The 25,808-nt window shown below is 69.3% G+C and carries 21 protein-coding genes; 12 read left to right on the top strand and 9 right to left on the bottom strand.

Features of this window, described 5'->3' with window-relative positions; genetic code table 11:
* Positions 1-94 precede the first annotated feature (94 nt).
* The gene (locus IEV99_RS14335) at positions 95-1,294 is read left to right on the top strand and encodes a lytic murein transglycosylase (RefSeq protein ID WP_188518439.1); all 1,200 of its coding nucleotides are present in this window, start codon (positions 95-97) and stop codon (positions 1,292-1,294) included.
* A 53-nt stretch (positions 1,295-1,347) separates the two neighbouring features.
* Here IEV99_RS14335 and IEV99_RS14340 read toward each other — a convergent pair whose 3' ends face one another.
* Together IEV99_RS14340 and IEV99_RS14345 are read right to left on the bottom strand one after the other, a co-directional pair.
* Entirely contained in the window at positions 1,348-1,833 is a 486-nt protein-coding gene (locus tag IEV99_RS14340; RefSeq protein ID WP_188518440.1) for a hypothetical protein, read from the bottom strand.
* 63 nt (positions 1,834-1,896) lie between these two features.
* Positions 1,897-2,925 carry a histone deacetylase family protein gene (locus IEV99_RS14345; RefSeq protein WP_308469374.1) on the bottom strand — a complete coding sequence of 343 codons (1,029 nt, stop codon included), beginning with the start codon at positions 2,923-2,925 and terminating at the stop codon, positions 1,897-1,899.
* A 26-nt stretch (positions 2,926-2,951) separates the two neighbouring features.
* Between IEV99_RS14345 and IEV99_RS14350 the strand changes: the two genes are divergently transcribed.
* Positions 2,952-4,196 carry a multidrug effflux MFS transporter gene (locus IEV99_RS14350; protein ID WP_244643877.1) on the top strand — a complete coding sequence of 415 codons (1,245 nt, stop codon included), beginning with the start codon at positions 2,952-2,954 and terminating at the stop codon, positions 4,194-4,196.
* Between the two features lie 86 nt (positions 4,197-4,282).
* On the opposite strand, the gene IEV99_RS14355 is transcribed toward IEV99_RS14350, so the two are convergent.
* The 5 genes from IEV99_RS14355 to IEV99_RS14375 form a co-directional block, all read right to left on the bottom strand.
* Positions 4,283-4,738 (bottom strand): Ros/MucR family transcriptional regulator, encoded by a 456-nt coding sequence (locus IEV99_RS14355; RefSeq protein WP_188518441.1) that lies wholly within the window; start codon positions 4,736-4,738, stop codon positions 4,283-4,285.
* Between the two features lie 173 nt (positions 4,739-4,911).
* Positions 4,912-6,063, bottom strand: coding sequence for a helix-turn-helix domain-containing protein (locus IEV99_RS14360; protein ID WP_188518442.1), 1,152 nt, complete (start codon positions 6,061-6,063; stop codon positions 4,912-4,914).
* Positions 6,064-6,283: 220 nt separating this feature from the next.
* Positions 6,284-9,436: an efflux RND transporter permease subunit gene (locus tag IEV99_RS14365; protein ID WP_188518443.1), complete on the bottom strand. Its 3,153-nt coding sequence runs from the start codon at positions 9,434-9,436 to the stop codon at positions 6,284-6,286.
* The gene (locus tag IEV99_RS14370; RefSeq protein WP_244643878.1) at positions 9,433-10,572 is read right to left on the bottom strand and encodes an efflux RND transporter periplasmic adaptor subunit; all 1,140 of its coding nucleotides are present in this window, start codon (positions 10,570-10,572) and stop codon (positions 9,433-9,435) included. The genes IEV99_RS14365 and IEV99_RS14370 overlap by 4 nt, the downstream gene beginning before the upstream one ends.
* Positions 10,573-10,672: 100 nt before the next feature.
* On the bottom strand, positions 10,673-11,104 hold the full coding sequence (locus IEV99_RS14375; protein ID WP_188518444.1) for a hypothetical protein: 432 nt from the start codon (positions 11,102-11,104) through the stop codon (positions 10,673-10,675).
* Between the two features lie 270 nt (positions 11,105-11,374).
* Between IEV99_RS14375 and IEV99_RS14380 the strand changes: the two genes are divergently transcribed.
* From IEV99_RS14380 to IEV99_RS14400, 5 genes are all read left to right on the top strand, one after another.
* Positions 11,375-11,560 carry a hypothetical protein gene (locus IEV99_RS14380; protein WP_188518445.1) on the top strand — a complete coding sequence of 62 codons (186 nt, stop codon included), beginning with the start codon at positions 11,375-11,377 and terminating at the stop codon, positions 11,558-11,560.
* A gap of 94 nt (positions 11,561-11,654) precedes the next feature.
* The gene (locus IEV99_RS14385) at positions 11,655-13,031 is read left to right on the top strand and encodes an AmpG family muropeptide MFS transporter (protein WP_188518446.1); all 1,377 of its coding nucleotides are present in this window, start codon (positions 11,655-11,657) and stop codon (positions 13,029-13,031) included.
* A 37-nt stretch (positions 13,032-13,068) separates the two neighbouring features.
* The gene (locus tag IEV99_RS14390) at positions 13,069-14,253 is read left to right on the top strand and encodes an NAD(P)/FAD-dependent oxidoreductase (RefSeq protein ID WP_244643879.1); all 1,185 of its coding nucleotides are present in this window, start codon (positions 13,069-13,071) and stop codon (positions 14,251-14,253) included.
* Between the two features lie 108 nt (positions 14,254-14,361).
* Positions 14,362-15,591 carry an exonuclease SbcCD subunit D C-terminal domain-containing protein gene (locus IEV99_RS14395; protein ID WP_188518447.1) on the top strand — a complete coding sequence of 410 codons (1,230 nt, stop codon included), beginning with the start codon at positions 14,362-14,364 and terminating at the stop codon, positions 15,589-15,591.
* 3 nt (positions 15,592-15,594) lie between these two features.
* On the top strand, positions 15,595-19,392 hold the full coding sequence (locus tag IEV99_RS14400; protein ID WP_188518448.1) for an AAA family ATPase: 3,798 nt from the start codon (positions 15,595-15,597) through the stop codon (positions 19,390-19,392).
* Between the two features lie 251 nt (positions 19,393-19,643).
* On the opposite strand, the gene IEV99_RS14405 is transcribed toward IEV99_RS14400, so the two are convergent.
* The gene (locus IEV99_RS14405) at positions 19,644-20,159 is read right to left on the bottom strand and encodes a cupin domain-containing protein (RefSeq protein WP_188518449.1); all 516 of its coding nucleotides are present in this window, start codon (positions 20,157-20,159) and stop codon (positions 19,644-19,646) included.
* 178 nt (positions 20,160-20,337) lie between these two features.
* Here IEV99_RS14405 and IEV99_RS14410 point away from each other — a divergent pair, with 178 nt between their 5' ends.
* The 5 genes from IEV99_RS14410 (at position 20,338) to IEV99_RS14430 (ending at position 24,971) form a co-directional block, all read left to right on the top strand.
* Positions 20,338-21,321, top strand: a complete 984-nt coding sequence (locus tag IEV99_RS14410) for a sialic acid TRAP transporter substrate-binding protein SiaP (RefSeq protein ID WP_188518450.1) — start codon at positions 20,338-20,340, stop codon at positions 21,319-21,321.
* 13 nt (positions 21,322-21,334) lie between these two features.
* Positions 21,335-21,847, top strand: a complete 513-nt coding sequence (locus IEV99_RS14415) for a TRAP transporter small permease (protein ID WP_188518451.1) — start codon at positions 21,335-21,337, stop codon at positions 21,845-21,847.
* A complete protein-coding gene (locus tag IEV99_RS14420; RefSeq protein WP_188518452.1) occupies positions 21,844-23,127 on the top strand; it encodes a TRAP transporter large permease in 1,284 nt (427 codons plus the stop codon). The genes IEV99_RS14415 and IEV99_RS14420 overlap by 4 nt, the downstream gene beginning before the upstream one ends.
* Before the next feature lie 214 nt (positions 23,128-23,341).
* Positions 23,342-24,271 carry a ring-cleaving dioxygenase gene (locus IEV99_RS14425; protein ID WP_188518453.1) on the top strand — a complete coding sequence of 310 codons (930 nt, stop codon included), beginning with the start codon at positions 23,342-23,344 and terminating at the stop codon, positions 24,269-24,271.
* A 76-nt stretch (positions 24,272-24,347) separates the two neighbouring features.
* Positions 24,348-24,971, top strand: coding sequence for an alpha/beta hydrolase (locus IEV99_RS14430; protein ID WP_188518454.1), 624 nt, complete (start codon positions 24,348-24,350; stop codon positions 24,969-24,971).
* A 131-nt stretch (positions 24,972-25,102) separates the two neighbouring features.
* Here IEV99_RS14430 and IEV99_RS14435 read toward each other — a convergent pair whose 3' ends face one another.
* Positions 25,103-25,690 (bottom strand): TetR/AcrR family transcriptional regulator, encoded by a 588-nt coding sequence (locus IEV99_RS14435; protein ID WP_188518455.1) that lies wholly within the window; start codon positions 25,688-25,690, stop codon positions 25,103-25,105.
* Positions 25,691-25,808: the final 118 nt, after the last annotated feature.

A 25,808-nucleotide genomic window follows, 5' to 3' on the forward strand; every position in this document is an offset into this window, starting at 1 on the left:
AGCAAAACGAGGCGGCTGCGCTTGCGAACGGGTGTGGATGCTGCGAGCAAGGGGCTTCGGGCGGCCAGTGCGCCAATCACTGCAGGGAGGCCTCATGGCTTGGAATCGTCGCCAGTTGCTCTCAGCAACGCTGGCCTTCGCGGCCGCGCCCGCCTTGGCGCAGAACGGCGGCGCGCAGCCGGATTTCGAGGCGCATCTCGCGCGCCTGGCCGCCAAGGCCCAATCCGCCGGCGTGCCGCGGGAAGTCGCCGAAGCCGCGCTGCGGGGAATCGCTCCCGATGCGTCGCTGATGGGGCGCAGCACGCGCCAGCCCGAGTTCTCCCGCCCGCTGCAGGACTATGTAGCTGAAGCCGCTTCGGCCGGCCGGGCCCGGAGGGGGCGCGAACTTGCATCGCGATGGAGCGCGCCTCTTGCGGCGGCGGAAGCAGCTAGCGGAGCGCCGGGTTCGGTGATCCTGGCGCTTTGGGCGCTGGAAACCGATTTCGGTCGGGAAATGGGCTCGCGCGACGTCTTGCGGTCCTTGTGCACGCTGGCCTATGCGCGCCCGGAGAACGGCGCCTTCGCGGACGAGGTCGTGGCCGCGCTCATCATGGTTCGCAACGGCGTGCCGCGGGAGAAGCTGCGCGGCTCGTGGGCAGGCGCGATGGGCAACCCGCAGTTTCTGCCGTCGGCCTACCTGAAATACGCGACCTCGCCGGAGGGGCGACCCAACCCTGACATCTGGAGCTCCGTGCCGGACAGCGTCGCGTCCATCGGCGCGTTTCTGAAGGGCTCTGGCTGGCGGGCCGGCGTGCCGGCCGCCGTCGAGGTGCGCATGCCGGCGGGCTACGACATCGCGGCTCTCCGGCAGGATTCGCGGGCATGGACGGTGGCGGGCTTTCAGGCCTTGGACGGAACAGAGCTGCCAGCCAGCGGCGAGGCCATGCTGTTTTTGCCGTCCGGCGCGCGAGGGCCGGCTTTTCTTCTCTACGCCAACTTCTGGGTGCTGAAGGTCTACAATTTCTCAGACAGCTACGCGATGGCGGCCTCCATCCTGGCCGATCGCATCGCGGGCGGTCCCGGCGTGCGGCAGCCCTGGCCGAAGAACGAGATGCTACTGGGCCAGGCGGACCGGGAGCGGCTGCAGCGGGCGCTGCTCGCCCTCGGTCACTATCGCGGCGCCGTCGACGGCCGTTTCGGCCCGGTCACCCGCGAGGCGATCCACGCCTTTCAGCGCCAGATCGGGTACCGGCCGTCGGATGGCTACCCGTCGGCCGAGATCCTCGCCCGCGCGGCCGCGGCGAGCGGAACATAGCCGCCGGAAACTGCCGGCCACTCCGCCCCGCCCCGGCGCAGGTCAGCGACGGGTCACCGCCGCCCGAACACGAAGCCGATCATGAACGCGATGCCGATGGCGTGCAGAGGTTTGTCACGGACATAGCCCATCACCTCGTCGTAGCTCGGCACGTGCACGTCGGCCGAGGCTCCGGCCGGCCGCCTGGCCCCACCGCTCCGGCCGCCGCCATTCGAGGCGAAGAAGCTTCCGCCCGAGCGCACGGCGTTGCGCGCATCCATGCTCACCGTGGCGTCGTCGTCGAGAATCGCAGAGACGCGCTCATAGTCGGCGCTTGTCGCGTCCACGCGCACGATGAAGCCGTGGCTGGCGCCGCCGCCTTCCCCGCGCTCGGCGTCCGACTGCGCCAGACCGCCTTCCGCCGAGGCGCTGGCCTCCAGCGTCACCCGGTCCGGGCCATAGCCGATGGCCGAGAGATCCCGCACCGCCTTCTCGGCGGCCGCACGGGTTACAAAGAAGGCGGTGGTCCGCCTCGTCTCGCCAAACTGGTTATGGTCCATCGCGCATACTCCCTGATCAGGCACGAACAACCCGCAGAGCGACGCGGTCGTTCCGGCTGGCGTTCAAACGGGACGGCGACGTCCAATGAAGCCGGAAGCCGTGCGATGCAGGATCGCGTGCCGGCGCGCCACGCGTTCCACATCGCGGTCGTAGCCGCCGCCGATCACGCCCGCTACGGGCCGGCCCTTGCCCAGGCACGTGCGCAGGACGAAGGCGTCCCGCGCCCCCAGGCCCTCGTCCGAAAGCGCCAGCCTGCCGAGCCTGTCCTCGCGGTGCGGGTCCACCCCCGCATTGTAAAACACGAGATCGGGCCGCACCCGGTCGACCAGCCCGGGGAGCACATCCGCAAGCCGCGCCAGATAGGCGTCGTCCTCCATGCCGTCAGGCAGGTCGATGTCGAGGTCGCTGGTCGCCCGGCGCAGCGGGTAGTTCTTCTCGCCATGCATCGAGAAGGTGAACACGCGCGGCTCGTCGGCGAAAATGAAAGCGGTCCCGTCGCCTTGGTGGACATCCAAATCCACCACAAGGATTCGGCTCACGCTGTCGTCGTCCAGCAGCGCCCGCGCGGCGACCGCAACGTCGTTGTAGGTGCAGAACCCCGCCCCATGCAGCGGGCCGGCATGATGGCTCCCCCCGGCCGTGTTGCACGCGAGCCCGCGCTCCAGCGCCAATCTGGCGGTCAGCACCGTGCCGCCCGCCGCAGCCCGTGCGCGCGCCACCACGGAGGCCGTCATCGGCAGGCCGATCTCGCGCTCGATGGCGCGAGGGATCGCCAGGTCGAAGGTCTGGCGCACATATTCGGCCGCGTGGACGCGGCTGAGCTGCTCGAAGCTCGCCGGCTCGGGCCGGAGAAGATCGCCCGCCGCCACCACGCCTTCCTCCACGAGGATCTCGGCGAGCCGCCGGTACTTTCCCATTGGAAAGCGGTGCTCGGTTGGGATTTCGGCGCTGTAGGCGGGATGATACACGATAGGCAGCATGAGCCGAGGAACTAGGGCGGCGCCGGCGCGAAGCGAGAGCCGCGCCGACGCGGAGCGGCCAAGCGTGCCGACGGGTTCGCAGCCGGCCCCGATCGGTCTACAAGGAGCCATCCCCCCTCCCGACCATCGAGCGTGACGTGAAACCAGAGCAAGGCTCTCCCGGCAGCCCTCATCCGGGCATGGGCTTCAAGGAATTCGTGGCGCTCGTGGCCGCCATGATGGCCACCAACGCGCTCGCCGTGGACGCGATGTTGCCCGCGCTGCCGGCGATCGGCGAGAGCCTCGCGATCGAGACCGCCAACCAGCGCCAGTGGATCATCACCGCCTATCTGCTCGGCTTCGGCGTCGCGCAGCTCCTGTACGGCACCTTCGGCGATCGCTACGGCCGCAAGCCCGTGCTGATGGTCGGCTTCGTGATCTATGTGCTCGCAAGCGCAGCCTGCGCATTCGCGCCCAGCTTCGGCGTGATCCTGGCCGCCCGCGCGATTCAGGGGGTGGGCGCGGCGGCCACCCGCGTGCTGGCCGTTTCGGTGGTGCGGGACTGCTACTCGGGGCGCCAGATGGCGAGGGTGATGTCGCTCGCCTTCATCGTCTTTCTGGGCGTGCCCATCATCGCCCCTACGGTCGGGCAGGCGATCATCTGGTTCGCGCCCTGGCGCTGGATCTTCGGCGTGCTCGGCATCTTCGGCGTAACGGTCGGCGCCTGGATGTTTTGGCGCCTTCCCGAAACGCTGCACCCGAAGGACCGCCGCGCCATCTCGGTCGCCGGCGTCACGGGCGCGCTGAAGGTGATCGTCACCAACCGGGTGTCGATGGGCTATTTCGCCGCCATGACGTTCATCCTCGCGGGGCTGTTCGGCTTCATCAACTCGGCCCAGCAGATCTTCGCCGACGCCTTCCACGCGCCGCACCTGTTCACGACCGTGTTCGCCCTCGTGGCTGTTTTCATCGCAGTCGCGTCGCTGGTGAACGCCCGCATCGTCGGGCGGCTCGGCAGCCGGCGCGTGTCACACATCGCACTGATCGGTTACATTGCGTTCACGACGCTGCACGCGGCCGTGGCGATCGCCGGCTATGAGACGATCTGGACCTTCGCGGTCCTGCAGTCGGCCACGATGTTCTGCTTCGGGTTGATCGGCCCGAACTTCGGCGCGATCGCAATGGAGCCGCTCGGCCATGTGGCCGGCACCGGTTCCTCCATGCAGGGCTTCTTCACCACCATCGGCGGCGCGCTGATCGGCTTCTATATCGGCCAGCACTTCGACGGTACGGTCACGCCGATCACGATCGGCTTTTCGGCCTGCGGATGCGCGGCGCTGGCCTGCGCCTACTGGGCCGACCGCGGCCGGCTCTTCGGCGCCGCTCCCAGGAAAGAGGCCTGATTCAAACGAAAAAGCGGGGGCCCAGGCGGCCCCCGCGTCGTGATGCTCGGTCGTCTCGGCGAGCCCTCCCCGCCTCCGAGACGTGGTCAGGCGTCGGCCTTGGCCTTGCGCGGCTTGCGGACAGCCTTCTCGGGCTCGGACTTCCGGCGGTCGAGTCCGAGGCCCATGTTCCGGGCCAGGGCCGAGCGGGCGGCCGCGTAGTTCGGGGCCACCATCGGGTAGTCCTTCGGCAGGCCCCACTTCGCGCGATATTCCGCCGGCGTCATCCCGTACTTCGTCATCAGGTGACGCTTCAGGGATTTGAAAGCCTTGCCGTCCTCGAGGCAGATGATCGCGTCGGGGGTGATGGACTTCTTCACAGGCACGGCCGGCTTCAACTCCACCGGAGCCTCTTCGACCTTTCCGGTCGCCACGTTCTGAATGGCGGAATTCACGGAGCTGATCAGGCCTGCGATATCGCCGGCCGCGAGGGTGTTGTTCGACAAGTAGGCCGAAACGATGTCGGCGACCAAGTCGAGCCTGTTATTGGTGTCGTTGGACACTGCGCTCTCCTGATGTTGAGAGCGCCTGTATAGTCTTTGTGAAAGTAGAAGGATAGAGGCTTTGTGCAAGTTTAGCGCGACGTGAACGTTTCGTAACGCTTCCCCTTACCCCCTGCTCACCGCTCTGAAGCGCGAATCAGCTTTCGGATGACGGCTTGCGCATCACGAAGACGCTAGCTTGGTTGCCGTGGGCGAAAGCCCGATGCGAGCCGAGCCGCGGCCGGAGGGGTAATCTCGCGATCAATCCCCGGACTTCCGCCCCGCAGCGGCGAACCCACCAAACGCTCGTACTCGGCCTCGGCCGGCCCATAGGCCGCTCCCGCGACCGCTTCGAGCCGCTCGCGATCCCGCACCGTGATCCGGCCGCGCCGGGCCCGAATGGCGCCATCGCCTTCCAGCACGTGCAGAGCCTGCGTCACGCCCGCGCGCCGCACATGAAGAATGGTCGACATCACGTCATGGATCACCGCGATCTCGTCCCCGACCCGATCCGCGAACATCAGGATGAGGCGGGCCACGCGCTGCTCGATGCTCCCCGCGCCAGCGCCCAGCAGCGAGAACCCCGTCTGCAGATGCAGGTAGTGCTGGTAGCGCAGCAGCATCGTCCAGGTGCGCGGCGCCGCCCGCAGGCGCGCCAGGAACTGGTCCGACGCAATCGCGAGCGCCTCGCCCTCGACCTGCACCACGCAGCGCATCGGAAGCCTGGTCACGCCCATCAGCAGGGAGCCGCCGATCATGCCTTCGCACCCGATCATCGCGGCCTCAATGCCCACCGAGTCGTCGCCGATGTTGAGCGAGCACACGCCGCTGAGCGGAAAGAGGATCTGCTCGAGCTTCTCGTTGGGTTGCACGATGGTCGCGCCCTTGCGCAGTTCGACGCAGAACACGTGCGGCCGGAGTCGATCGATCTCTTCGTCCGGAGCGCGCGACAACAACGTGTTGGCGTTCAGGTTGACCTCAGGGGCCCCGCTCAGCTTTTCGAGCACCGAGCGCGCGAGATCAAAGGAGCGAACCGGCTTTTCGAAGCAGGGCACGCCGCGGAATTCCGGCGGAATCACCGTGTCCCCGTAGCCGGTCGCGAAAATGAAGTGGATGCCGCGCGTCTTCAACTCGGACGCCAACGGATACACCGTCTCGCCGCCGAGCCGGATGTCGAGCACCGCAGCGCTCACCGTCTGGCTGTCCAGGAGTTTCGTCGCCGCGGTTTGGTCAGCGACCGGGCCGACGACCTCCGCGCCCATGCCATGCAGTGCAGACGCAATATCCGCTGCGAGAAAATAGTCGTCTTCGACGACGAGAACGCGCTTTTTGACTGTCTGAAGCACAATGACAATCCTTTTGAGCAGGCGGCAAAGCCGCTGCCGAGCGAGGAGCCATCATCCGGTCCCTTGTTTCTCGGCGTGAGGGTAATGGTTAGGTCGGGACAAAAGTTCGAAACGGGCTTTCAGCCCGATGCAATGAACACATCCATCTTTTGCAATTTGACGATCTTGATCGGAGAAAGATGCGGAAACGCGCCAAAACTGCCCAACTTTCTGCGCCAACCTACGGTTGCTCGGCAGAATGCCCGTGAATGGATCGCTTGTTGAGCCTCGAATTCGTCTTTTCGCGCATTGTCTGAAAGAGTACATAAAGCGGCGGAATAAACAGGATGCCGATGAATATGGCGGCCAGCATGCCGCCCCACACGGTCGCGCCGATGGCCCTTCGGCTGCCCGCGCCCGCCCCCGTGGCGAATACCAGCGGGACCACGCCGAGGATGAACGCGAAAGCCGTCATCAGCACGGGCCTGAACCGCTGCTCCGCCCCGGCGATCGCCGAATCGACGATGCCGTGTCCGGCCTCCCGCTGTTCCTTGGCGAATTCCACGATGAGGATCGCATTCTTGGCCGCCAGCCCGACCAGCAGCACGAGCCCGATCTGCGCGTAGATGTTGTAGTCGATCTTGGCGATCCACAGCGCCGCGACCGCGCCGACGGCCGCGAAGATCACGGACACGATCACGGAGATCGGCGTGGTCCAGCTCTCGTACTGGGCCACGAGGAACAGGTACGCGAACAGCAGAGACAGCGAGTAGATGATCCAGGTCTGCCCGCTCGCCTGGCGTTCCTGCAGCGACAACCCGGACCATTCGTAGCCATAGCCGGCTGGAAGTTGTGTGCGTGCGATCTCGTCCAGCGCCGCGAGCGCCTCGCCCGAGCTGCGCCCCGGCTTGGCCGCGCCGTTCACGGTCACGGCCGGGAACAGGTTGAAGCGCGACACCGTCTGGGGCCCCAGCACGGTCGATGTCGTCACCAGGCTCCGCAGCGGCACCATCGCGCCTGCCGAGGAGCGGACATAGAGGCGGTCGATCTGGTCGACCCGGTCGCGAAACTCGGCGGCGTCCTGCACCTTCACCTGGAAGACGCGGCTGAACAGGTTGAAGTCGTTGACGTATTGCGAGCCGAGATGAGCCTGCATGGTGCGGAAGATGTCGCCCACCGACACGTTCAGGAGCTCGGCCTTGGTGCGGTCCACGTCCACGAACACTTGCGGCACGCCGGCCGTGTAGGTCGTGTAGGCGCGCCCGATCGGGTCCGCCTGGTTGGCGCGCAGGATGAGCCCGCCCGCCGCCGCCGCGAGTTCCTGCGGCGACTGCCCGCCCAACGCCTGCACGCGCATGTCGAAGCCGCCGCTGGCGCCCAGGCCCGAGATCGCCGGAGGATTGAACGCGATCACGGTCGCGGACGGAATGGCCGAGAGCTGGCCCGTGAGCTTGCCGATAATGGCCTGCGCGGTCTGCCCCGCGCCGGAGCGCTCGCCCCAGGGCTTCAGCACCGCGATCGCCAATGCGGCGTTCGGCGCCTGTCCGCCCAGAAGGCTGTAGCCCGCCACCGTGATCACGTTGGCGACGCCTTCCGTCTGCGCCAGTTGCTCGCGCACGGTGTTCACCACCGCCTGGGTGCGATTCAGCGAGGCAGCGTCGGGCAATTGCACGTTGAGGAAGAAGTAGCCCTGGTCCTCGTCCGGCAGGAAGCCGGTCGGCAAGACGCGCAACGTCCCGTAGGTCGCCGCTCCCGCCACAAGCACGCAGCCCACCGTCACCACAAGCCGCCGCGACAGCCAGCCGACCCCGCGCCCATAGCCGCCGCGGGTGCGGTCCAGCGTACGGTTGAACAGGCCGAGCAGCCCCTTGCGGGAGTGCTCGGGCTTTTTCAGCAGGATCGCGCACAACGCCGGGCTCAGCGTCAGCGCGTTCACGCCCGACAGCAGCACGGAGGCCACGATCGTGACCGCGAACTGGCGATAGAGCTGGCCGGTGATGCCGGGAAGGAACGCGACAGGCGCGAACACGGCCGCCAGCACCAGCGTAGTGGCGATCACCGGTCCGGTGATCTGCTCCATCGCGCGGCTGGTCGCCTCCGGCGCGTCCATCTCGGGATGCTCCTCGAGATTGCGCTGCACGTTTTCGACAACGACGATGGAATCATCCACCACCAGCGTGATCGCCAGCACCAGGGCGAACAGCGAGATCGTATTGGCGGAGTAGCCCATCGCGAGCAGCACCGCGAACACGCCGATCAGCGACACCGGAATGGTGAGCATCGGCACCAGCGTGGCCCGCCAGTCCTGCAGGAACACGAATACGACGACGACCACCAGGATGAAGGTGATCGCCAGCGTGTGGATGATCTCGTCAATGGTGGCCGACACGAAGGCGGTGGTGTCGAACGTATTGGCGTAGGCGAGGTCCTCCGGAAAGCGCTGCGACAGCCGCTCCAGCTCCGCCCGCACGCCCTTGGCGACGTTCAGCGCGTTCGCGCCCGGCGCCTGGTAGATCACCACGAAGGCCGAGGGCGCGCCGTTGAGCTGCGCCTGCGAGTCGTAGGTCTGTGCGCCGAGCTCCACCTTGGCGATGTCGCGCACCCGCACCACCGCGCCAAGCGCATTGGTGCGGATGATGATGTTCTCGAATTCCTTCACGTCCGTGAGCCGCCCCCGCGCCAGCACGGTGAGCTGTTGCTGCTGGTCCGGCCCGATCGGAGCCGAGCCGATCTGGCCCGCCGACGCCTGCAGGTTCTGCTGCTGGATCGCCTGGGTGACGTCGCTGGCCGTAATGCCGAGCGCGTTCATGCGGTCCGGGTTCATCCAGATCCGCATGCTGTAGTCGAGCCCGCCCAGCACCTGCGCGTCGCCGACGCCCGGCACGCGCGCCAGCGCGTCGCGGATGTTGATGGCCGCGTAGTTGCTGATGAAGATCGCGTCGTGCGTACCCTTGGGCGAGTACACATTGACGCCCAGCAGCATGTTGGACGAACGCTTGCGCACGGTGACGCCCTGCGCGATCACGGCCGCGGGTAGGCGCGACGTCGCCAGCGACACGCGGTTCTGCACGTTCACGGCCGCGATGTCGGAATTCGTTCCCACCGCGAACGTGACGGTGAGCGAGTACGAGCCCGTATTGGCGCTCGTGCTCTCCATGTAGAGCATGTTCTCGACGCCGTTGACCTGCGCCTCGATGGGCGCCGCCACCGTGTTGGCGAGGTCCTCCGCGCTGGCGCCCGGATAGCTCGCCGAGACCTGCACCTGCGGCGGCGTGATCTCGGGGAACTGCGCCACCGGAATGGCCAGCATGGCCAGGAGACCCGCCAGCGTGATCACGATCGAGATCACGATGGCGAATTTCGGCCGCGAGATGAAGAATTGGGGGAAACTCACGGCTTCGGCCTCGGCTGCGCCCGCACGGGGTTCACCACCGCGCCGGGCCGCACCTTTTGTAGGCCGTCCACGATGATGGTGTCGCCGGCCTGGACGCCGCTCTCTACCGCCCAGTTCTGCCCCACCTGCGTGGTCGCCTGGATGCGACGTTCCTCGACCTTGTTGTCGGCCGTCACCACCAGCACCTGCTTGCCCTGACGCGTCTCCTGCACGGCCGCGACCGGCACCACCGGCATGATCCGCGGCTCGGCCGGCCGCACGCTCACGAACACAGTGCCGCCCGGCAGCAGGATGGCCTTGGGATTGTCGAACACGGCCCGAATCGGCACCGTGCCGGTGGAAGGGTCCACCTCGTTGCCGACGAACTCGATGCGCCCGGTCTGGTCGAAGGTCCCGCCCGTCGCCAGCCGCAGCGTCGGCACGAAGGACGCCTGCAGATCCTTCTGGCTCGCTGCGCCCGCGTTTTTCTGCACCTCGATGACGTCGCGCTCGCTCACCGAGAACACGACGCGGATCGGGTCCAGCTGCACCACCCGGGCGAGCGCTCCGGAGTCCGGCCCCACAAGGTTGCCGACGGTAATGTTGGCCTTGCCGATGCGCCCCGCAATCGGCGTCGCGATGCTGGTGTAGCTGAGATTGAGCTGCGCGGTCCGCAGCTGCGCCTGCGCGGCGGCCAGCGCCGCCTTGGCGGTGTCCCGGTTCGCGACGGCCGTGTCGAGATCGGCCTGGCTGCCGGCGTTGCGCTCGCGCAACTCCTGGCGCCGATCGAGGCTGATCTGCGCATTGCGCAGCGTCGCATCGGCGCTGTCCACCTGCGACTGGGCCTGCGCGACGGCGGCCTGGTAGAGATCCGGCTCGATGGCGAACAGCGGCGCGCCGGCTTTGACGTCCTGCCCTTCCTGGAATTCCACCTTGCGCAGGAAGCCCTGCACGCGCGCCCGGATGTCCACCGCCTCGATGGCTTCGAGGCGTCCGATGAACTCCGTGCGCGGCGCCACGTCCTCGTTACGGACGGAGTCGACTGTCACGGCGGGAGGGGGCGCGTTGGCCCCGGCCGGCGTCTGAGCGAGCGCGCCCCAGGCCGGAATCCCGGCCGCTGCGGCGAAAATCAAGGCGGCGTTTCGCAGACGCGTCACAACGAGCCTCCCTTGCGGATGCGAGGATCAACAAAGGATAACACCGTTCGTTCCGTAGACCATCCGCGGTTGTGCGCCGCAGCTTCCGCATCCTCAAATGTCAGGCCTCGGGCGGCGTCGGCCGTCCCGTGAGCCACCAACGCGGCTTGCCGCCCCAACGCACGCTGATGAAATCGGGTGACTGCGACAGGCTGGACGAGATTGAGTTCTCCGACGTCGGCGCCCCGAGCGCCTTGAGGCCGTCCGCGAGTTCGCCAGTGCTCAGCGGGGTTTCCCGCTCGCTGAGCAGTTGGCGCGCCAGAACGCGCAGGCTGCGGCTGCGATGCGGCCGGTCGATGCTTGACGGAGCGCCCTCGATCGCCTGGATCGCCTCTTCGAGCGCCAGGTAAACCCGGAACTCGGATACGTTCCGCAAAAGCTTGTCGCGCAAGTCATCCCGCAAGGCTTTCATGACGTCGAGCGGCCCCTTGTCGTGGGGCGGCCCTCCCTGCGGGCCGGGCCGAGCCGCCTGCTGGTCCTCGTCTGAATTCATCAGGCCTTTCCGCACTCGGGATCAAACTCCGACTCTGTTGTACATTTTCAATCCTTATCGTCCAACTCGGTTTTCCTTTATACACGGTATTGATGTCTTAATATTAATGAGACCGTTTTTATTTAAATTTGTAACGCAGTGTCATGTCCTTTGAAGACTACACCTTATGAGCCATGCGTATAGGGCCCGGGCACACCTCTTGCTCACCTTGTGGAGAACGCAACCGTGCGTTTCATTTCTGGACAGGGAGCAAGCGACGTGGAGGGGCCAATGCCTGAAATGGGAAATCTCAGCGACGAAGCGCTGATGACCTGGATCGTCAACGCGCTGATGGAAGCCCAGCGGCGGGGCCTCACCACCGTGATGCTCGCCGAACCGGCTCCTCTGGGCGCCGACGACGACAATATGTCCTACCCCGACGAAGACGACGCGCCGGCGGGCTCCATTCTCCATTGAAGCCCCGATTCGCTGCGCGAGGGTGACGCCTGGGCCCGCAGCCGTGTATCAGGCAGGGCCTGCCCTCCGGCGAGCGAATCGGCGAGCGCACCCCATGAGCCAAGATAGCCTGCGGCCCGCGACCCTGCAGGACCACACCCAGCCAGACTCCCCGGCGCGCCGCGCCGGCTTCGGGGAGGCGCTCAGGGTATACCTGCACCCGCGCGTGCTGGTCGTCATCCTGCTCGGCTTCTCGTCCGGCCTGCCGTTGGCGCTCACCGGCACGACGCTGTCGGTGTGGATGACGGAAGCCGGAGTCAACCTGGGGACGATCGGGCTCTTTTCGCTGGTCGGCCTTCCCTACACGCTCAAATTCATCTGGGCGCCCCTCGTGGACGCGCTGAACGTCCCCGTTCTGTCCCGTGTGCTCGGCCGTCGGCGCGGTTGGCTTATCGCCACCCAGGCCGCGCTCGCGCTTGCGATCCTGCTTCTCGGCGCCCAAAACCCCGTCGTGTCGCCCTGGTCGGTCGCAGCCGGCGCGTTGCTGGTCGCCTTTTTATCGGCCACGCAGGACATCGTCGTCGACGCCTTCAGGGTCGAGCGGCTCGATCCCACCGAACAGGCCGCCGGCATGGCGGGCTACGTGGCGGCGTACCGCATCGGTATGCTGGTGTCGGGAGCCGGCGTCATCGCCTTCGTGAGCTGGCTGGAAACGCTCGGCCTCCCGCGCGGCCAGCTCTGGATGTTGGGCTACGTGTTCGGCGCGGCCTGCATGCTGGTCGGCATGGCGGCCACTTTGCTGGCGCGCGAGCCTGAGGCCGACGGCGCGCAGGACCGCCAGAAGCCCGCCCTCGCGCGCGTGGCGGCCACAGCGGTCGGCGCCTTCTCGGAGTTCCTTTCGCGGCCGCAAGCCTGGGCGGTCCTCTCCTTCGTGCTGCTCTACAAATTCTGCGACGCCTTCGCGGGCGTCCTCACGGCTCCCTTCATTATCGCGATCGGCTTCGACAAGCTCACTTATGCCGCCATCGTGAAGGGCGTCGGCCTCGCGGCCGCCCTCGCGGGCGGATTCGCCGGCGGCATGCTGGCCCGGGCCTACTCGCTCCAAGCCTGCCTGTGGATCGGCGGCGTGCTCCAGATGATTTCCAACCTCGCCTTCACCGGCCAGGCGCTGGTGGGCGTCAACGTCCCGTTCCTGACCGGAACAATCATCGTCGAAAACTTCACCGGCGCGATCGGCACGGTGATCTTCGTCGCCTACCTCTCGGCGCTGTGCGGCGCGCGCGCCCACACGGCGACCCAATACGCGCTGCTCACCGCCCTGACGGCCGTCGGCCGCACGTTCCTCGCTTCGGGAGGAGGCTTCATCGTCGAGCGCACTGGCTGGGCGTGGTTCTTCGTGATCACGGTTTTCGCCGCCCTGCCCGGGCTCGCGCTGCTGCTCTATCTACAGGCCCGCGGTCATTTCGCCGAGTTGGCGCGACGCGAGCGCTGAGCCGCCGAGCAAGCCGGCGGTGTCCATGGAGAGCGAGATGTCGCAGCCGATCGTGCAGCCGGTCGTGATCGTCGGGGCCGGCCAGAGCGCCGCGCAGGCGGTCGTCAGCCTGCGCCAGCTCGGCGAAACCGCCCCGATCCTGATGTTTGGCGACGAGCCTCACCCGCCCTACCAGCGCCCGCCGCTCTCCAAGGCCTTCCTGGGCGGCGAAACAACCGCCGAACGGCTGGCCTTAAAGGCTGCCGCCTTCTACGCCGAGCAAGGCGCCGCGCTTCATCTCGACCGTCGCATCGCGGCCATCCACCCGACCGACCACGCAGTCGAGACCGTGGACGGCGAGCGTTTCGCCTATGGCCGCCTCCTGCTCGCCACCGGCATGCGCCCACGCCCCCTTCCCATCCCGGGAACCGACCTTCCCGGCGTCCATCACGTGCGCGCCATCCGGGACGTCGACGCCTTTCGGGCGGAGCTCCTGCCCGGCGCCCGGCTCGTCGTGGTCGGCGGCGGCTATATCGGGCTGGAAACGGCCGCCAAGGCGCGGACGCTGGGCCTCGACGTCGTCGTGCTTGAAGGCGCATCGCGGCTCTTGCAGCGCGTCGTGTCGCCGGTGATCTCCGCCTTTTTCGAGGAGCGGCATCGACGCGAGGGCGTCCGTTTCATGCTCGACGCGCGCATCGACGCCATCGAGGGCGCCGCCCGCGCCACGGGCGTCCGGCTCGCGAGCGGCAAGGTCGTCCCCGCCGATGTCGTCCTGGTCGCGATTGGAGGCCTCCCCAACGTCGAACTCGCCGCGCAAGCCGGGCTGGCGGTCAACAACGGCGTGGTCGTGGACGAGGCGACCCGCACGAGCGCCCCCGACATCTTCGCGGCCGGCGACGTGGCCAGTTTCCCCAGCCGACTCTATGGCCGGCGCATCCGCCTCGAATCCGTCCAGAACGCCATCGACCAGGCCAAGGCTGCCGCGGCCGCGATGGCTGGCGCCCCCGTCAGCTACGACCCCGTGCCATGGTTTTGGTCCGATCAGTACGACGTGAAGCTCCAGATCGCCGGCCTTTCGGAAGGCTACGACGCAACGGTTCTCGACGGCGACCCGAACTCTGGCGCCTTCAGCGTCGAATATCGCCGAGGCGGCAAGCTCCTCGCCGTGGATTCGGTGAACGCGCCCCGCGCCCACATGCTCGCCCGCCGCGCCATTCCGGCGAGCCTCGCCGGGTCGCCCTGACGCTGCGGCGACACGCCCCGCGTTGCGGTTCTGTTCTTCGCGAGGAATCAGATACACCGGGGTGCGCGCAGCTGCCCCTCCGGCTGCGGCCTCGGGAGCCACCACCGGATGCGCATTCTCCACACGGCGGACTGGCACATCGGCCAGACCCTGAATGGCTGGACGCGAGACACCGAGCACGAAGCCTTCCTGCGGCGCCTTCCCGACCTCGTGGACGCGCACCGGGCCGACGCCCTGGTGGTGGCGGGCGATGTGTTCGACGGCGTCAACCCGTCTGCCGAGTCCATGCGGATGCTCTACGAGGCATTGGCCGCCCTGCGCGCCCGGCATCCCAGGCTCATCACCGTCATGGTGGCCGGCAATCACGATCCTGCCGGCAGGCTGGAAGCGCCCGCCGCGCTGTTTCGCGCCATCGGGGTGCATGTGGTCGGGGTCGTCCACCGCCGCGCCGGCGCGCTTGATCTGGATCGCCACCTCGTTCCACTTCCCGGCCCGACCGGCGCGATCGAGGCTTACTGCCTCGCCGTCCCGTTTTTGCGCGCCGCCGATCTGCCCGGGCTTGGGCAGGCCGTCGATGGCGACGGCTCGCCGGTGGTCGCCGCGACCAGGCGTGTCTACGCCGAGGCCGTCGCGAGCGCGCTCGACCGCGTCGGGCGCCTGCCGCTGATCGCCACCGGCCACCTGCACTGCACGGGCGCGCTGGAATCCGTAGGCGCCGAGCGCCGCATCCTGATCGGCGGCGAGCACGCGGTGCCGCACGACATCTTCCCGGACGCGCTCGCCTACGTGGCGCTTGGCCATTTGCACAAGCCCCAGCAGGTCGGCCGCGCCCATGTGCGGTATGCGGGAGCGCCCTTCCCGCTGTCGGCGACCGAGCTCGGCTATGACCATGGCGTCACGCTGGTCGACGTCGCGGCCGTGTCGGCCCGGACCGAGCACATCCCCGTGTCGCGCTCGGTGCCCTGTCTTCGCCTGCCCGAGGCGGGGTCGGTCACGCCCGCCCAGCTCGCCGATGCGGTGGCCGCCCTGGCGCTCGATCCCGAATGCCCGCGCGACACCCAGCCGCTGGTGCATGTCGTGATCCGGCCTGACGGTCCCGCCGCCGGCCTCGCCGGCGAGGTGCAGCGCCTGCTCGAGGCGCATCCGCTGCGCTGCGCCGGCGTGAAGATCGAGCGCCCGGCCGCTGCCGCCGGCGAAGCCGTCCCGGCGCCGGCCATCAGCCTCGCCGAGTGCGACCCCGCCGACCTGTTCGCGCAAGCCTTCGAGGCTGCGCACGCCACGCCGCCCGGACCGGAGCATCGCTCCGCCTTCGAGGACATCCGGACGGAGGCGGCCTGATCCATGCGCATCCTCGCCATCCGGGGCCGCAACCTCGCCAGCCTGGCCGACGCCTTCGAGGTGAACCTGGAGGCCGAGCCCCTGCGCTCGGCCGGCCTCTTCGCCATCACGGGCGAGACCGGCGCGGGCAAGTCGACGCTCCTCGATGCGCTGTGCCTCGCCCTCTACGGCTCCTGCCCGCGCCTCGCCGCCGAAGGCTCGCGCGAGACCGTTCCGGATGCAGGCGGGGACATCCAAGCCACGGATCCGCGGTCCTGCCTGCGCCGCGGCGCGGCCGAGGGCTTCGCTGAGGTCGATTATGTCGGCGCGGACGGAATTCGCTATCGCGCCTCGTGGACGGCGCGCCGGGCGCGCAACAAGCCCGAGGGCGCGCTCCAGACCGTCGCGCGCGCGCTGAAGCGGATCGACGACGAGACCGTCGTGGAGGCCTCGGTGACCGGCGTAAAAGCCGCCGTGGAACGCACCGCCGGGCTCACCTATGACGAGTTCCGTCGCACAGTGCTTCTCGCCCAGGGCGAGTTCGACGCTCTGCTGCGCGCCGACGCCAACGCGCGGGCCGATCTGCTGGAAAAGATCACCGGCACGGCCATCTACCGCGACATATCACGCCGCTGCTTTGAGCGCTGCGCCGGGGCCGAACGCGAGGTCGCGGCGCTGGAAACGCGGCGCGACGAGCACCAGGTGCTGAGCCCCGAAGCCCGCGCCGCTTTGGGCGATGAGCGCGACGCGCTCACTGCCGAACTCGCCCTGGCCCAGGCGGAACGCGGGCGGCTCGACGCGCTCGCCGCCCGCCACCGCGTCATTGCGGCGGCCGAAGCCGCGTCGGCGGCCGCCCAGGCCGCGCTGGACAACGCCCGGCAGGCTGCCGGAAGCCTGGGGGCCGATCGCGACCGCCTCGCCGAGTTGGCGCGAGCAGAGCAGCTGCGCGAGCCTCTTTCCCGCGCGGCCGAGAAAGCCGCCGCGCGCGCGGAACGCCTCGCCACGGTCGAGGCCGAGCGGGGACGTTTCGGCCAGGCCGAGGAACGCCGCAGCCTGCTTGCCGAAGCCGCGGAGGCCGCCGCCGCGGATCTGCGGCGCACCGATGCCCAGCAATTGGCGTTCGAGCCCGAATGGACCCGCGCCGCCCGACTCGACGCGGCCGTGGCGTCCGCGTCTGAGGAATCGCAAAACGCGGAGCGGCGGCTCGCCGCCGCAAAAGCGGCTCACGCCGAAGCCGCCCGGGCGCTTGCGAGCGTCTCCGCCGAGGCCGACGCCGCCAACGCCGCCTATGGGCGGGCCGAAGCCCAGCTCGCCGGCATGGCCGCCTGGTCGCCGCTCGCGGCCCGCTGGGACGAGGCCAAGCTCCAGATCGCCAAGCGCGGCTCCTTCGCGACCGAGCGCAACGCGCTGCAGGAGGCTCTGGCGCGGCACGACGACGAGATCGTCCGGCAGGACGCGATCCTGTCCGGCATGGCGGCCGACGACGCCGCCTCAGCCGGCCGGCGCGCGACCCTCGCGACTCAGATCGGCGAGCGCGGAGCCGCGCTGGAGGCCCTGGACGAACCCGCCGCAGAGACCCGCGCCCTCCGCCTCGCCACGCTGGCGGACGCGTTGCGCTCTATGCGCGAGAGCGCGCAAAACCACGCGCAGGCCGCCGCCGACCACGCTGCCGCGCAGACGCAGCGCGCCGCCGCCGAAGCCGCCTGTGCGGCCGCCACCACGGACGCCAAGGCGGCCGAAGCCGACCGGCGCGCCGCCGCGGCTCAGATCGAGGTGCTGCAAGGGCCGCTCGCCCGCGCCGAGGACGCCGCATCGGAGGCGGCGCTCCAACTGCGCCGGCGCCTTTCGCCGGGCGAGCCCTGCCCGGTCTGCGGCTCCGCCGACCACCCGGTCCATGCCGACGAGGCCCTCGCCCGGGTGGCCGAGGACCTGCGCGCCACCGCCAACGCGGCCCGCGCCCGGCTCGACGCGGCCGGAAACGCGTTGGTCGCCGCCACCGGCCGGCAGGCCAGCGCCGCCGCGCAGAGGGAGGACGCCGCCACCCGCATAGCGCGCGCCGCCACTGCCATCGCAACCGCAGATACAGGTTTCGCGGCAGCCGCCGCGGAGGCGCGGCCCCACTGGGACCTGCTCGGCCAGGATGCGCCGCCCTTCCCGGCCGCGCCGGACGCTCTCGACCCGGCCGCCGCGTCGCTCTGGGCCGCCGCCCGCACGACCTGCGCCGAGGTGCTCGACCGCGCCCGCGCGCTGCGCGCCGACATCGCCCGCCTGACGCGCCTTCGCGACGGCGAAGCCGACGCCGCCGAAGGCCGCGCCCGCGCCCGCCGCGACGCCGAGGCCGCGCTCGGGGCCGCCCGGGGAGACGCCCGCGACGCACGGACTCGCCTCGACAACACGCTGGAGCGCATCGCCTCCTCGGACCGCGAGCTCGCCGGACTCCTCTCGCCGGTCGGCGTCGGCTCCGCCGATCTCGAACGCGACCTCTCCAACCTCCAGCACCGGCTCGACAGCCGCGTGCGCGCCTTCTGGGAGGCCGAGCGCGCCCTTGCGGCGGCTGATGCCGAGTGCCGGTCATGGCAGCCGCAGGTTGCCGAGCATCGCCTGCGCGAGGATGCGGCGCGCCTGGCCGCTGAAGCCGCCGCGCGCGACCTTGCCGAGCGCGCCGCCGTGCTCGACGCCCGCCGCGCCGAGCGCGCGCCCCTGCTGGGCGGCGAGCCCACCGCTTCCCATCGCACCCGCATCGTCGCCGTCCGCGCCGCCGCCCAGGACGCGCACGACTTCGCCCTGCGCTCAAAGGCGACCGGCGAGGCCGAACGCGCGGCCGCCGGCGCCGCCCTGGAGGCCGCCGAAGCCGCTCTCGCGCAAGCCTCGGCCGACGCCGACGCGGCCGAAGCCGCCGCCGTGGATGCGCTAGCCCGGGCAGGCCTCCCGCGCGCCGAAGCCGAAGCGCTGCTGGCGGTCCCGGTCGCGGACGTCGCGGCCCTGCGCGAGCGCCTGCAAGCCGCCGACCGCCGCGTCGCCGACGCCGAGACCGCGCTGCAGCTGCGCCGGACGGATCGCGACGCCGCGCTGGCCGCCGGCGCACCCGAGACGCCCCTCCCGGAGCTGACCGCCCAGCTGGAGGCGCTGGAGCTCGCACAGCGCGAGCGCCATGGCCGCATCGCGGCCGTCGAGGCGTCGCTCGCCCATGACGCCACGCAGCGCCTGCGCGTCGCCGGGCTGGAGGCAGACATCGCGGCGGCCGCCGCGAAGGCGAAGATCTGGAAGGAGGTCAACGCCGCCATCGGCTCGCAGAAGGGCGACAAGTTCGCGCGCTTCGCCCAGAGCGTCACGCTCGACATGCTGGTGGAGCTCGCCAACACCCACCTCGCGGCCCTGAAGCCGCGCTACCGACTGCTGCGCGCCGGGCAGGACCTCGGGCTGCACATCATCGACCGCCATATGGGTGACGAGGCCCGGTCCACCCGCAGCCTGTCGGGCGGCGAGCGCTTCCTGGTGTCGCTGGCGCTGGCGCTGGCGCTGTCGGGCCTCGGCGGGCGGCAGTTCTTCGCCGACACGTTGTTTATCGACGAGGGCTTCGGCTCGCTCGACGCCGAAAGCCTCGACCTCGCCATCGACGCGCTGGAAACGCTGCAGAGCCAGGGCCGCACCGTCGGCGTCATCAGCCACGTCGAGGCCATGAAGGAGCGCATCCCCATCCAGGTGCAGGTCGTCCGCCAGGGCGCCGGCCGCAGCATCGTCCGCACCGCCCAGCCGGACGCCTGGGCGTCCTTGCCGGCATCGGAGGACGCGCCGCCAGCGGCGTTGAAGCCGGCGGCGTGAGGCGGGTGGCGTGAGGCGGGTGGCGTGGGACAGGAAATTGGGCGGTTGATCTCCCTAGAACGCCCCTCATCCTGAGGAGCAGGCCCCCTCGGGCCTGCGTCTCGAAGGACGAGGGGATCCAGTGAGCTGAACGGTAGAGCCTGCTGGAATCCCTCGTCCTTCGAGACGCATCGCCAAGGGGCGATGCTCCTCAGGATGAGGGGATTGTGGATTATAGCCCGGTCATTCGGGAGTGCCGCTACACCCCGCCCCTACCCGCCCCGCCGCTCCCGCACCGCTTTCGGCAGCCCGTCATGCGGCCCGAATGCCCGCTCGGGCGCGTCGTCCCACAGGTCCTCGCGGTAGTTCTTCCGCTCCGGGTTCAACGGATACCGCACCTTGTTGTCAGCCTTCGCCACATCGCCCACCACCAGCAGCCGCACCACCGAGTCGGTGTCATTGATGAAGGTGTGGCAAAGCCCCGTCCCGGCCGGAAACCCCACGCCGTCGCCCGGCTGCAGCCGGTGGAGCACGCCGTCGAGCCACACGTCCGGCGCGCCTTCCACCACATAGACGAACTCCTCCTCGGCGCTCTCGGCGTGCGGGTATGACGTGCGCCGCCCCGGCAGGAGCCGCACATGGTGGATGCCGATGCGCTTCAGCCCGAAATGTTGGCCGAAGGGCGCGCCGAGCCCCATCAACTCGTCGTCGCCCGGATAGTGGGAATCGTCCGGCCCTTCGATCTCGCTCCAATGCGCGATGCAGTCCGGCCGCTTTGTGTCGTCCATGCTGATCTCCCTCGACTGGTCCCGCAGGCTAGCAACGCCCCGCGCCGACGCCCACCTCTGTGCGCCTCCGCCAAACGCACACCCGTCAAACAACGGGGCCATAGCGCCCGGTTTCGATTTCCGTCACACTGTGAGGCTCAAGCACGGCCCACAGAGGCCGGATCCAGGGAGAACGCGCATGACGATCCTTTCACGCCGCGCCGTCGTGGCCGGCCTTGCCGCCGGCGTCTTCATGCCGTCGATCGCCCGCGCGCAGGCGACCGTGGTGCGCTGGGGCGAGTCGCTCGCCGCCACCCATCCGCAGCTCCTGATGGCGGACCGCATCTCCAAGGAAGTGAAGGAGAAGAGCGGCGGGCGCATCGACATCCAGGTGTTCCCCAACGGCCAGCTCGGCACCGGCAAGGAGATGATGGAGAACGTCTCGGCCGGCGTGCTCCAGCTCACCACCGAGGGCGCGGGCGCCCTTTCGGTGTTCCTGCCAGCTCTGTCCGTGGTCGAGGCCCCCTACCTGTGGCGCGACGCCGCCCACCTCGCCAAGGTCGCGACCTCGCCGCTGTTCCTGAAGATGAACGACGACCTCGCGGCCAAGCGCGGCATGCGGGTGCTCAGCGTCACCTATTATGGCAAGCGCCACCTCACCACCGGCTCCAAACCCGTTAGGTCCCCCGCCGACATGGCCGGCCTCAAGATCCGCGTCCCGCCCGTTGACGTGTTCCGAGCCATGATCGAGGCCTGGGGCGGCCAGGCGACGCCGATCGCCTTCCCGGAGCTCTATCTCGCGCTCAGCCAGGGGGCGGTGGACGGGCAGGAAAACCCGCTGCCCACCATCCAGAGCGGCAAGTTCAACGAGGTGCAGAAATTCCTCGTGCTCACCGAGCACGTCATCACGCCGCGCATGCCGATCGTCAACGAGGCGTTCTGGAAGGGCCTGCCGGCCGCCGACCGCGACATGATCAAGTCGGCCATCGACACGCACTCGGCCTGGCAGGACAAGGAGCTGCTCGGCCAGGAGGCGACGCTGGTCGGCACACTAAAGACTGGCGGCATGACGGTGGTCGAGCCGGACGTGGAGCAGTGGCGCAAGCCCGTTCTCGCCACCGTCCCAAAGAAGTTCGAGGAGCGCTGGGGCAAGGGGACCTTCGACGCCCTCGCGGCGCTGTGACGCCGCAACCCCCGTGCGGTTGATCCTCCAAGTCTTCGACCGCGCCATCGCGTGGCTCGCCGCGATCCTGCTCGCGGCGTTGCTCGGCGTGGTGACGCTCGGCATCGTCACCCGCGCCATCAGCCGGCCGTTCAGCTGGACCGACGAGATGAGCGGCTACCTGATGGTCTGGCTGTCCTGTCTCGGCTGGATGCTGGCGACGCGCAACAACGCCCATATCCGCATCCGCTTCTTTCAGGACAAGCTGCCCGACGCCGGCTGGCGCGGAACCGAGGCGCTGATCCAGATCGCGATCGCGGTCGTGGGCCTCGTGATCGGGGTGCAGAGCGTCCACCTCGTCATGAAGAACTACGACATCGAGGCCGTCAGCATCCCGGTCTCAACCGCCTGGGTCTATGCCCCGATGATCCCGGCCGGGTTCGTCACCGCCGGGCAGGCCATCGCCGACCTCGTGTCCCGCGTGTCGAAACGGCGGCCGCCCCCGGCCTTGCCCGCCCCCACGGCGGCTCCGGAACTCGCCCCATGATCGGCCTGATGACCAAGATCTCGGCCGGCTGGCTGGTCGCGATCATCGCCGGCATGCCGCTCTACGCCTCCATGGCGGCGGCCGCGCTGGTGTTCCTGTATGCGGGCGGCATCCCGCTGGGCCAGTTGCCGCAAAAGATGGCCGGGGCGATGAACTCGTTCCCGATCGTCGCCGCGCCCCTGTTCATCCTCATGGGCAACATCCTCGCCAAGGCGCAGATCACCGACCGGATCGTCGCCTTCGCGAGCGCCATCATCGGCTGGGTGCGGGGCGGCTACGCGCATGCGAGCATCCTCACCAGCATGATCTTCGCCGGCATGGTCGGCTCGGCCGTGGCGGACGCCGCCGGCTCGGGCGCGATCGAGATCCGCGCCATGACCAAGGCGGGCTACAAGCCCGAGACCGCCGCCGCCATCACGGCCGCGGCCGCCACCATCGGGCCGATCATCCCGCCCTCGCTCCCCATGGTGATATATGGCGTGTCGGCGGACGCCTCCATCGGCCGTCTGTTCGTCGGCGGGCTCATCCCGGGCGTGCTGATGGGCCTCTCCCTGATGGTGATGGTCAGCCTCGTCGCCCGCCGCGAGGGCATGGGCCGCAAGCCCTTCCAGGGCTGGCGCGTGGTGGGCCGCACCTTCCTGTCCAGCTCCTTCGCGCTGATGACGCCGGTGCTGATCCTGGGCGGCATGTTCTCGGGCATTTTCACGCCCACCGAGGCGGCCGCCGCGGCCTGCCTTTGGGCCCTGTTCCTCGGCTTCGTGGTCTACCGCACGCTGGAGGTGAAGGACCTCGGCCCCATCCTGGTCGACACGGTGGAGACCACCGGCCTCGTCACCGTGCTGGTGATGGCCGCCGGCGCGCTCGGCTGGTGCATGTCGATCTCGCGCCTGCCGCAGACGCTCGCGCCCATGATCACGCACACGATCACCAATCCGATCGTGTTCCTGCTCCTGTGCAACCTGCTGCTGCTGGTGGTCGGCTGCTTCATGGAAGCGCTGGCCGCGATGCTGATCCTGATCCCGATCCTGGTTCCGGCGGCGCTGAGCTACGGCATCGACCCGACGCAGTTCGGCGTGATGGTGATCCTGAACCTGATCCTCGGCACCATCCACCCGCCCATCGGCGTGGTGCTTTTCGTGGTGACGCGCATCGCCAACGTCTCGTTTGAGACCATGTCGCGCGCCATCCTGCCCTGGCTCATCCCGCTGCTGGTGGTGCTGACCGCCATCACGCTGTTTCCGCCGCTCACCACCTGGTTGCCCAAGCTGGTTTTCGGCTAAGGCTGTATCGCCAACTCTCTCCCGCACGGCGGGGAAGATGTCGGCCAAGCCAACGGAGGGGCGGTGAAGCGCCTGTCATTCCGTCGTTTGCACCCGTGAGCGGATCACTGACCAGCGCCTTCGGCCGTTTGCACGGCTGCAATGGCGTCGCGCGGCCGGAGGATTATCTCTGTGAGCAACGAAGGGGCTCCCCGCCCCTCTCACGGAGGCAGCCATGACGCACAACGGCATCCACCACGTCACCGCCATCTCGGGCCCGGCCCGCCGCAACGTCGATTTCTACACCCGCGTGCTCGGCCTGCGGCTGGTGAAGAAGACCGTGAACTTCGACGACCCGGGCACCTACCACCTCTATTTCGGCGACGAGGCCGGCGCGCCCGGCACGATCATCACGTTCTTTCCCTGGGAGCACGCCGCGCCCGGCCGGCTCGGCGTCGGCGAGACGCAGCAGACGTCGTTCCGGATCCCCGAAAGCGCCGTCGGCTTCTGGACGCAGCGCCTGATTGCGGCCGGCGTCGACCACGAGGCGCCCCGCAAGGCGTTCGGCGAAACCGTGCTGGCCTTCAAGGACCCGGACGACATGCGCCTCGCCTTGGTGGCGGTTCCGGGCATCGAGAGCGAGCCCGGCTACGCGGCCGGGGACGTTCCCGCTGAAGCCGCCATCCGGGGCTTCCACGGCGTGTCGCTGCTGCTCAACAAGACGGCCGCGACCGGCGCGATCCTCACCGACGTGTTCGGCTTCGCCGAAGCTGGCCGCGACGGCCCGGTGACGCGCTACCGCTCGAACGCCGCGATGGGCTCGGTGGTGGACCTGCACGAGGCCGGTGGCTTCCTGCGGGGCCGGCCGGGCGCGGGCTCGGTGCACCATGTCGCCTTCCGGGCCGAGAACGACGCCGCGCAGGCCGCCATGGCGGAGAAGCTCGCCACGGCGCACGGCATGCACGTCACCGAGCAGAAGGACCGCAACTACTTCCGGTCCGTCTACTTCCGCGAGCCCGGGGGCGTGCTGTTCGAGATCGCGACCGACGAGCCCGGCTTCGCCGTGGACGAGCCGGCCGAGAGCCTCGGCCAGGCGCTGAAGCTGCCGGCCCAGTACGAGAGCTCCCGCGCGCGGATCGAAGCCGTGCTGCCCGCCCTCGGCTAAGGCGCATCCCGGCCGGTCAGACGGCCGGCCGGGATCGCGTCCTCTCCCGCAGGGTCCCTCCCCCGGAGATCGCCCCATGACCACCGCGACCGAACTCACCTTTCTGCACCGCTACGAGCCCGCCACGACGCCGGGCCGCCCGCCACTCCTGCTGCTGCACGGCACGGGCGGCGATGAAAACGACCTGGTCCCGCTCGGCGAGGCGCTTTCGCCCGGCGCGGCGCTGCTGTCGCCCCGCGGCAAGGTGCTGGAGCGCGGCATGCCGCGCTTCTTCCGCCGCCTCGCCGAGGGCGTGTTCGACGAGGAGGACGTGCGCCGCCGCGCCGGCGAGTTGGCGACCTTCATCAGGGAGGCGCGCGCCGCGTACGGGCTGGCCCAACCCATCGCGGTGGGGTTCTCCAACGGCGCCAACATCGCCGCGGCCGTGCTGGAGCTTCATCCGGACGCGCTGGCCGGAGCGGTGCTGCTGCGCGCCATGACGCCGCTGGCGGCGCCGCCGACGGTGGACCTCGCCGGCAAGCCGATCCTGATCGTCTCGGGCGCGGCCGACCCCATCATCCCGGCCGCCGACGTCGGCGCGCTGGCGGCGCGGCTGCGCAAGGCCGGCGCGGACGTGCAGCACGAGACGCTGCCAGCCGGCCACGGCCTGACGCAATCCGACCTTGCTTTGGCGAAAAACTGGCTGGAGCGGCGGACTTAAACCAGGAAAGGGCGGCGCGATGACCCGCGAGGTAATCGCGCCGCTTCCCGATTGCGAAGACGATGGCCCCTGACTTGCAGGAGCCTCGTCATGAAGGCATCACGAACACCGACAGACGACGCCCAAACCGCTCACGCGGTCTCCCGCGCACCCACGGCGTTGTCGATGGCGGCCTCGGCCACGCGGCTGAAGCGCTGGCACGGACCTTCCGGCCCGACGCTCTGGCGGCTCACGCGGGCGCCCTCCACCAGCAGCGACAGCGTGTCGGCCAGCACCTCCGGGTCGCGGGCGCCGGCGCGGGCGCAGAGATCCGCGAGGCGGTCGCGCTGGGCGCGCTTGAAGTCCTCCACCACCTTGCGGGCCGGGTGCCCCTCGTCGGGTAGCTCGATGGCCGCGTTGGCGAGATCGCAGCCGCGGCTGTCGCACGACGCCATGGCGCTCGCCTTGACCCAGGCCTTCAAGAGGTCCAGCGGGTCGGGGTTGTCGGCCTCCATCTTGGCCCACAGGTCCGCGACGACGCGCGTCTGGTCGCGCAGGCACTCGGCGATCAGCTCGTCCTTGGAGCCGAAATGCCGGTACAGCGTCATCTTGTTGGTGCCGGCCGCCTCCGCGATCGCGTCGACGCCGCAGCCCTTGATCCCGAACTTCCTGAACATGTCACGAGCGGCGTCCAGGATGCGATCCCGGGGCCGGGCGCCAGACGGGCAAATCAGGCCCATGACCCATTCCTCACGACCAAGCTCATCACGCGGTCCTCACAAATTTGGTTCCGGGGGGTTGACGCGGGTGTTACCGATCAGTAACTTCCGGAACGTTACTTACCGGTAACACCCTTCC

The organism is Alsobacter metallidurans (genome assembly GCF_014636935.1).
GTDB classification, from domain to species: Bacteria; Pseudomonadota; Alphaproteobacteria; order Rhizobiales; family Beijerinckiaceae; genus Alsobacter; species Alsobacter metallidurans.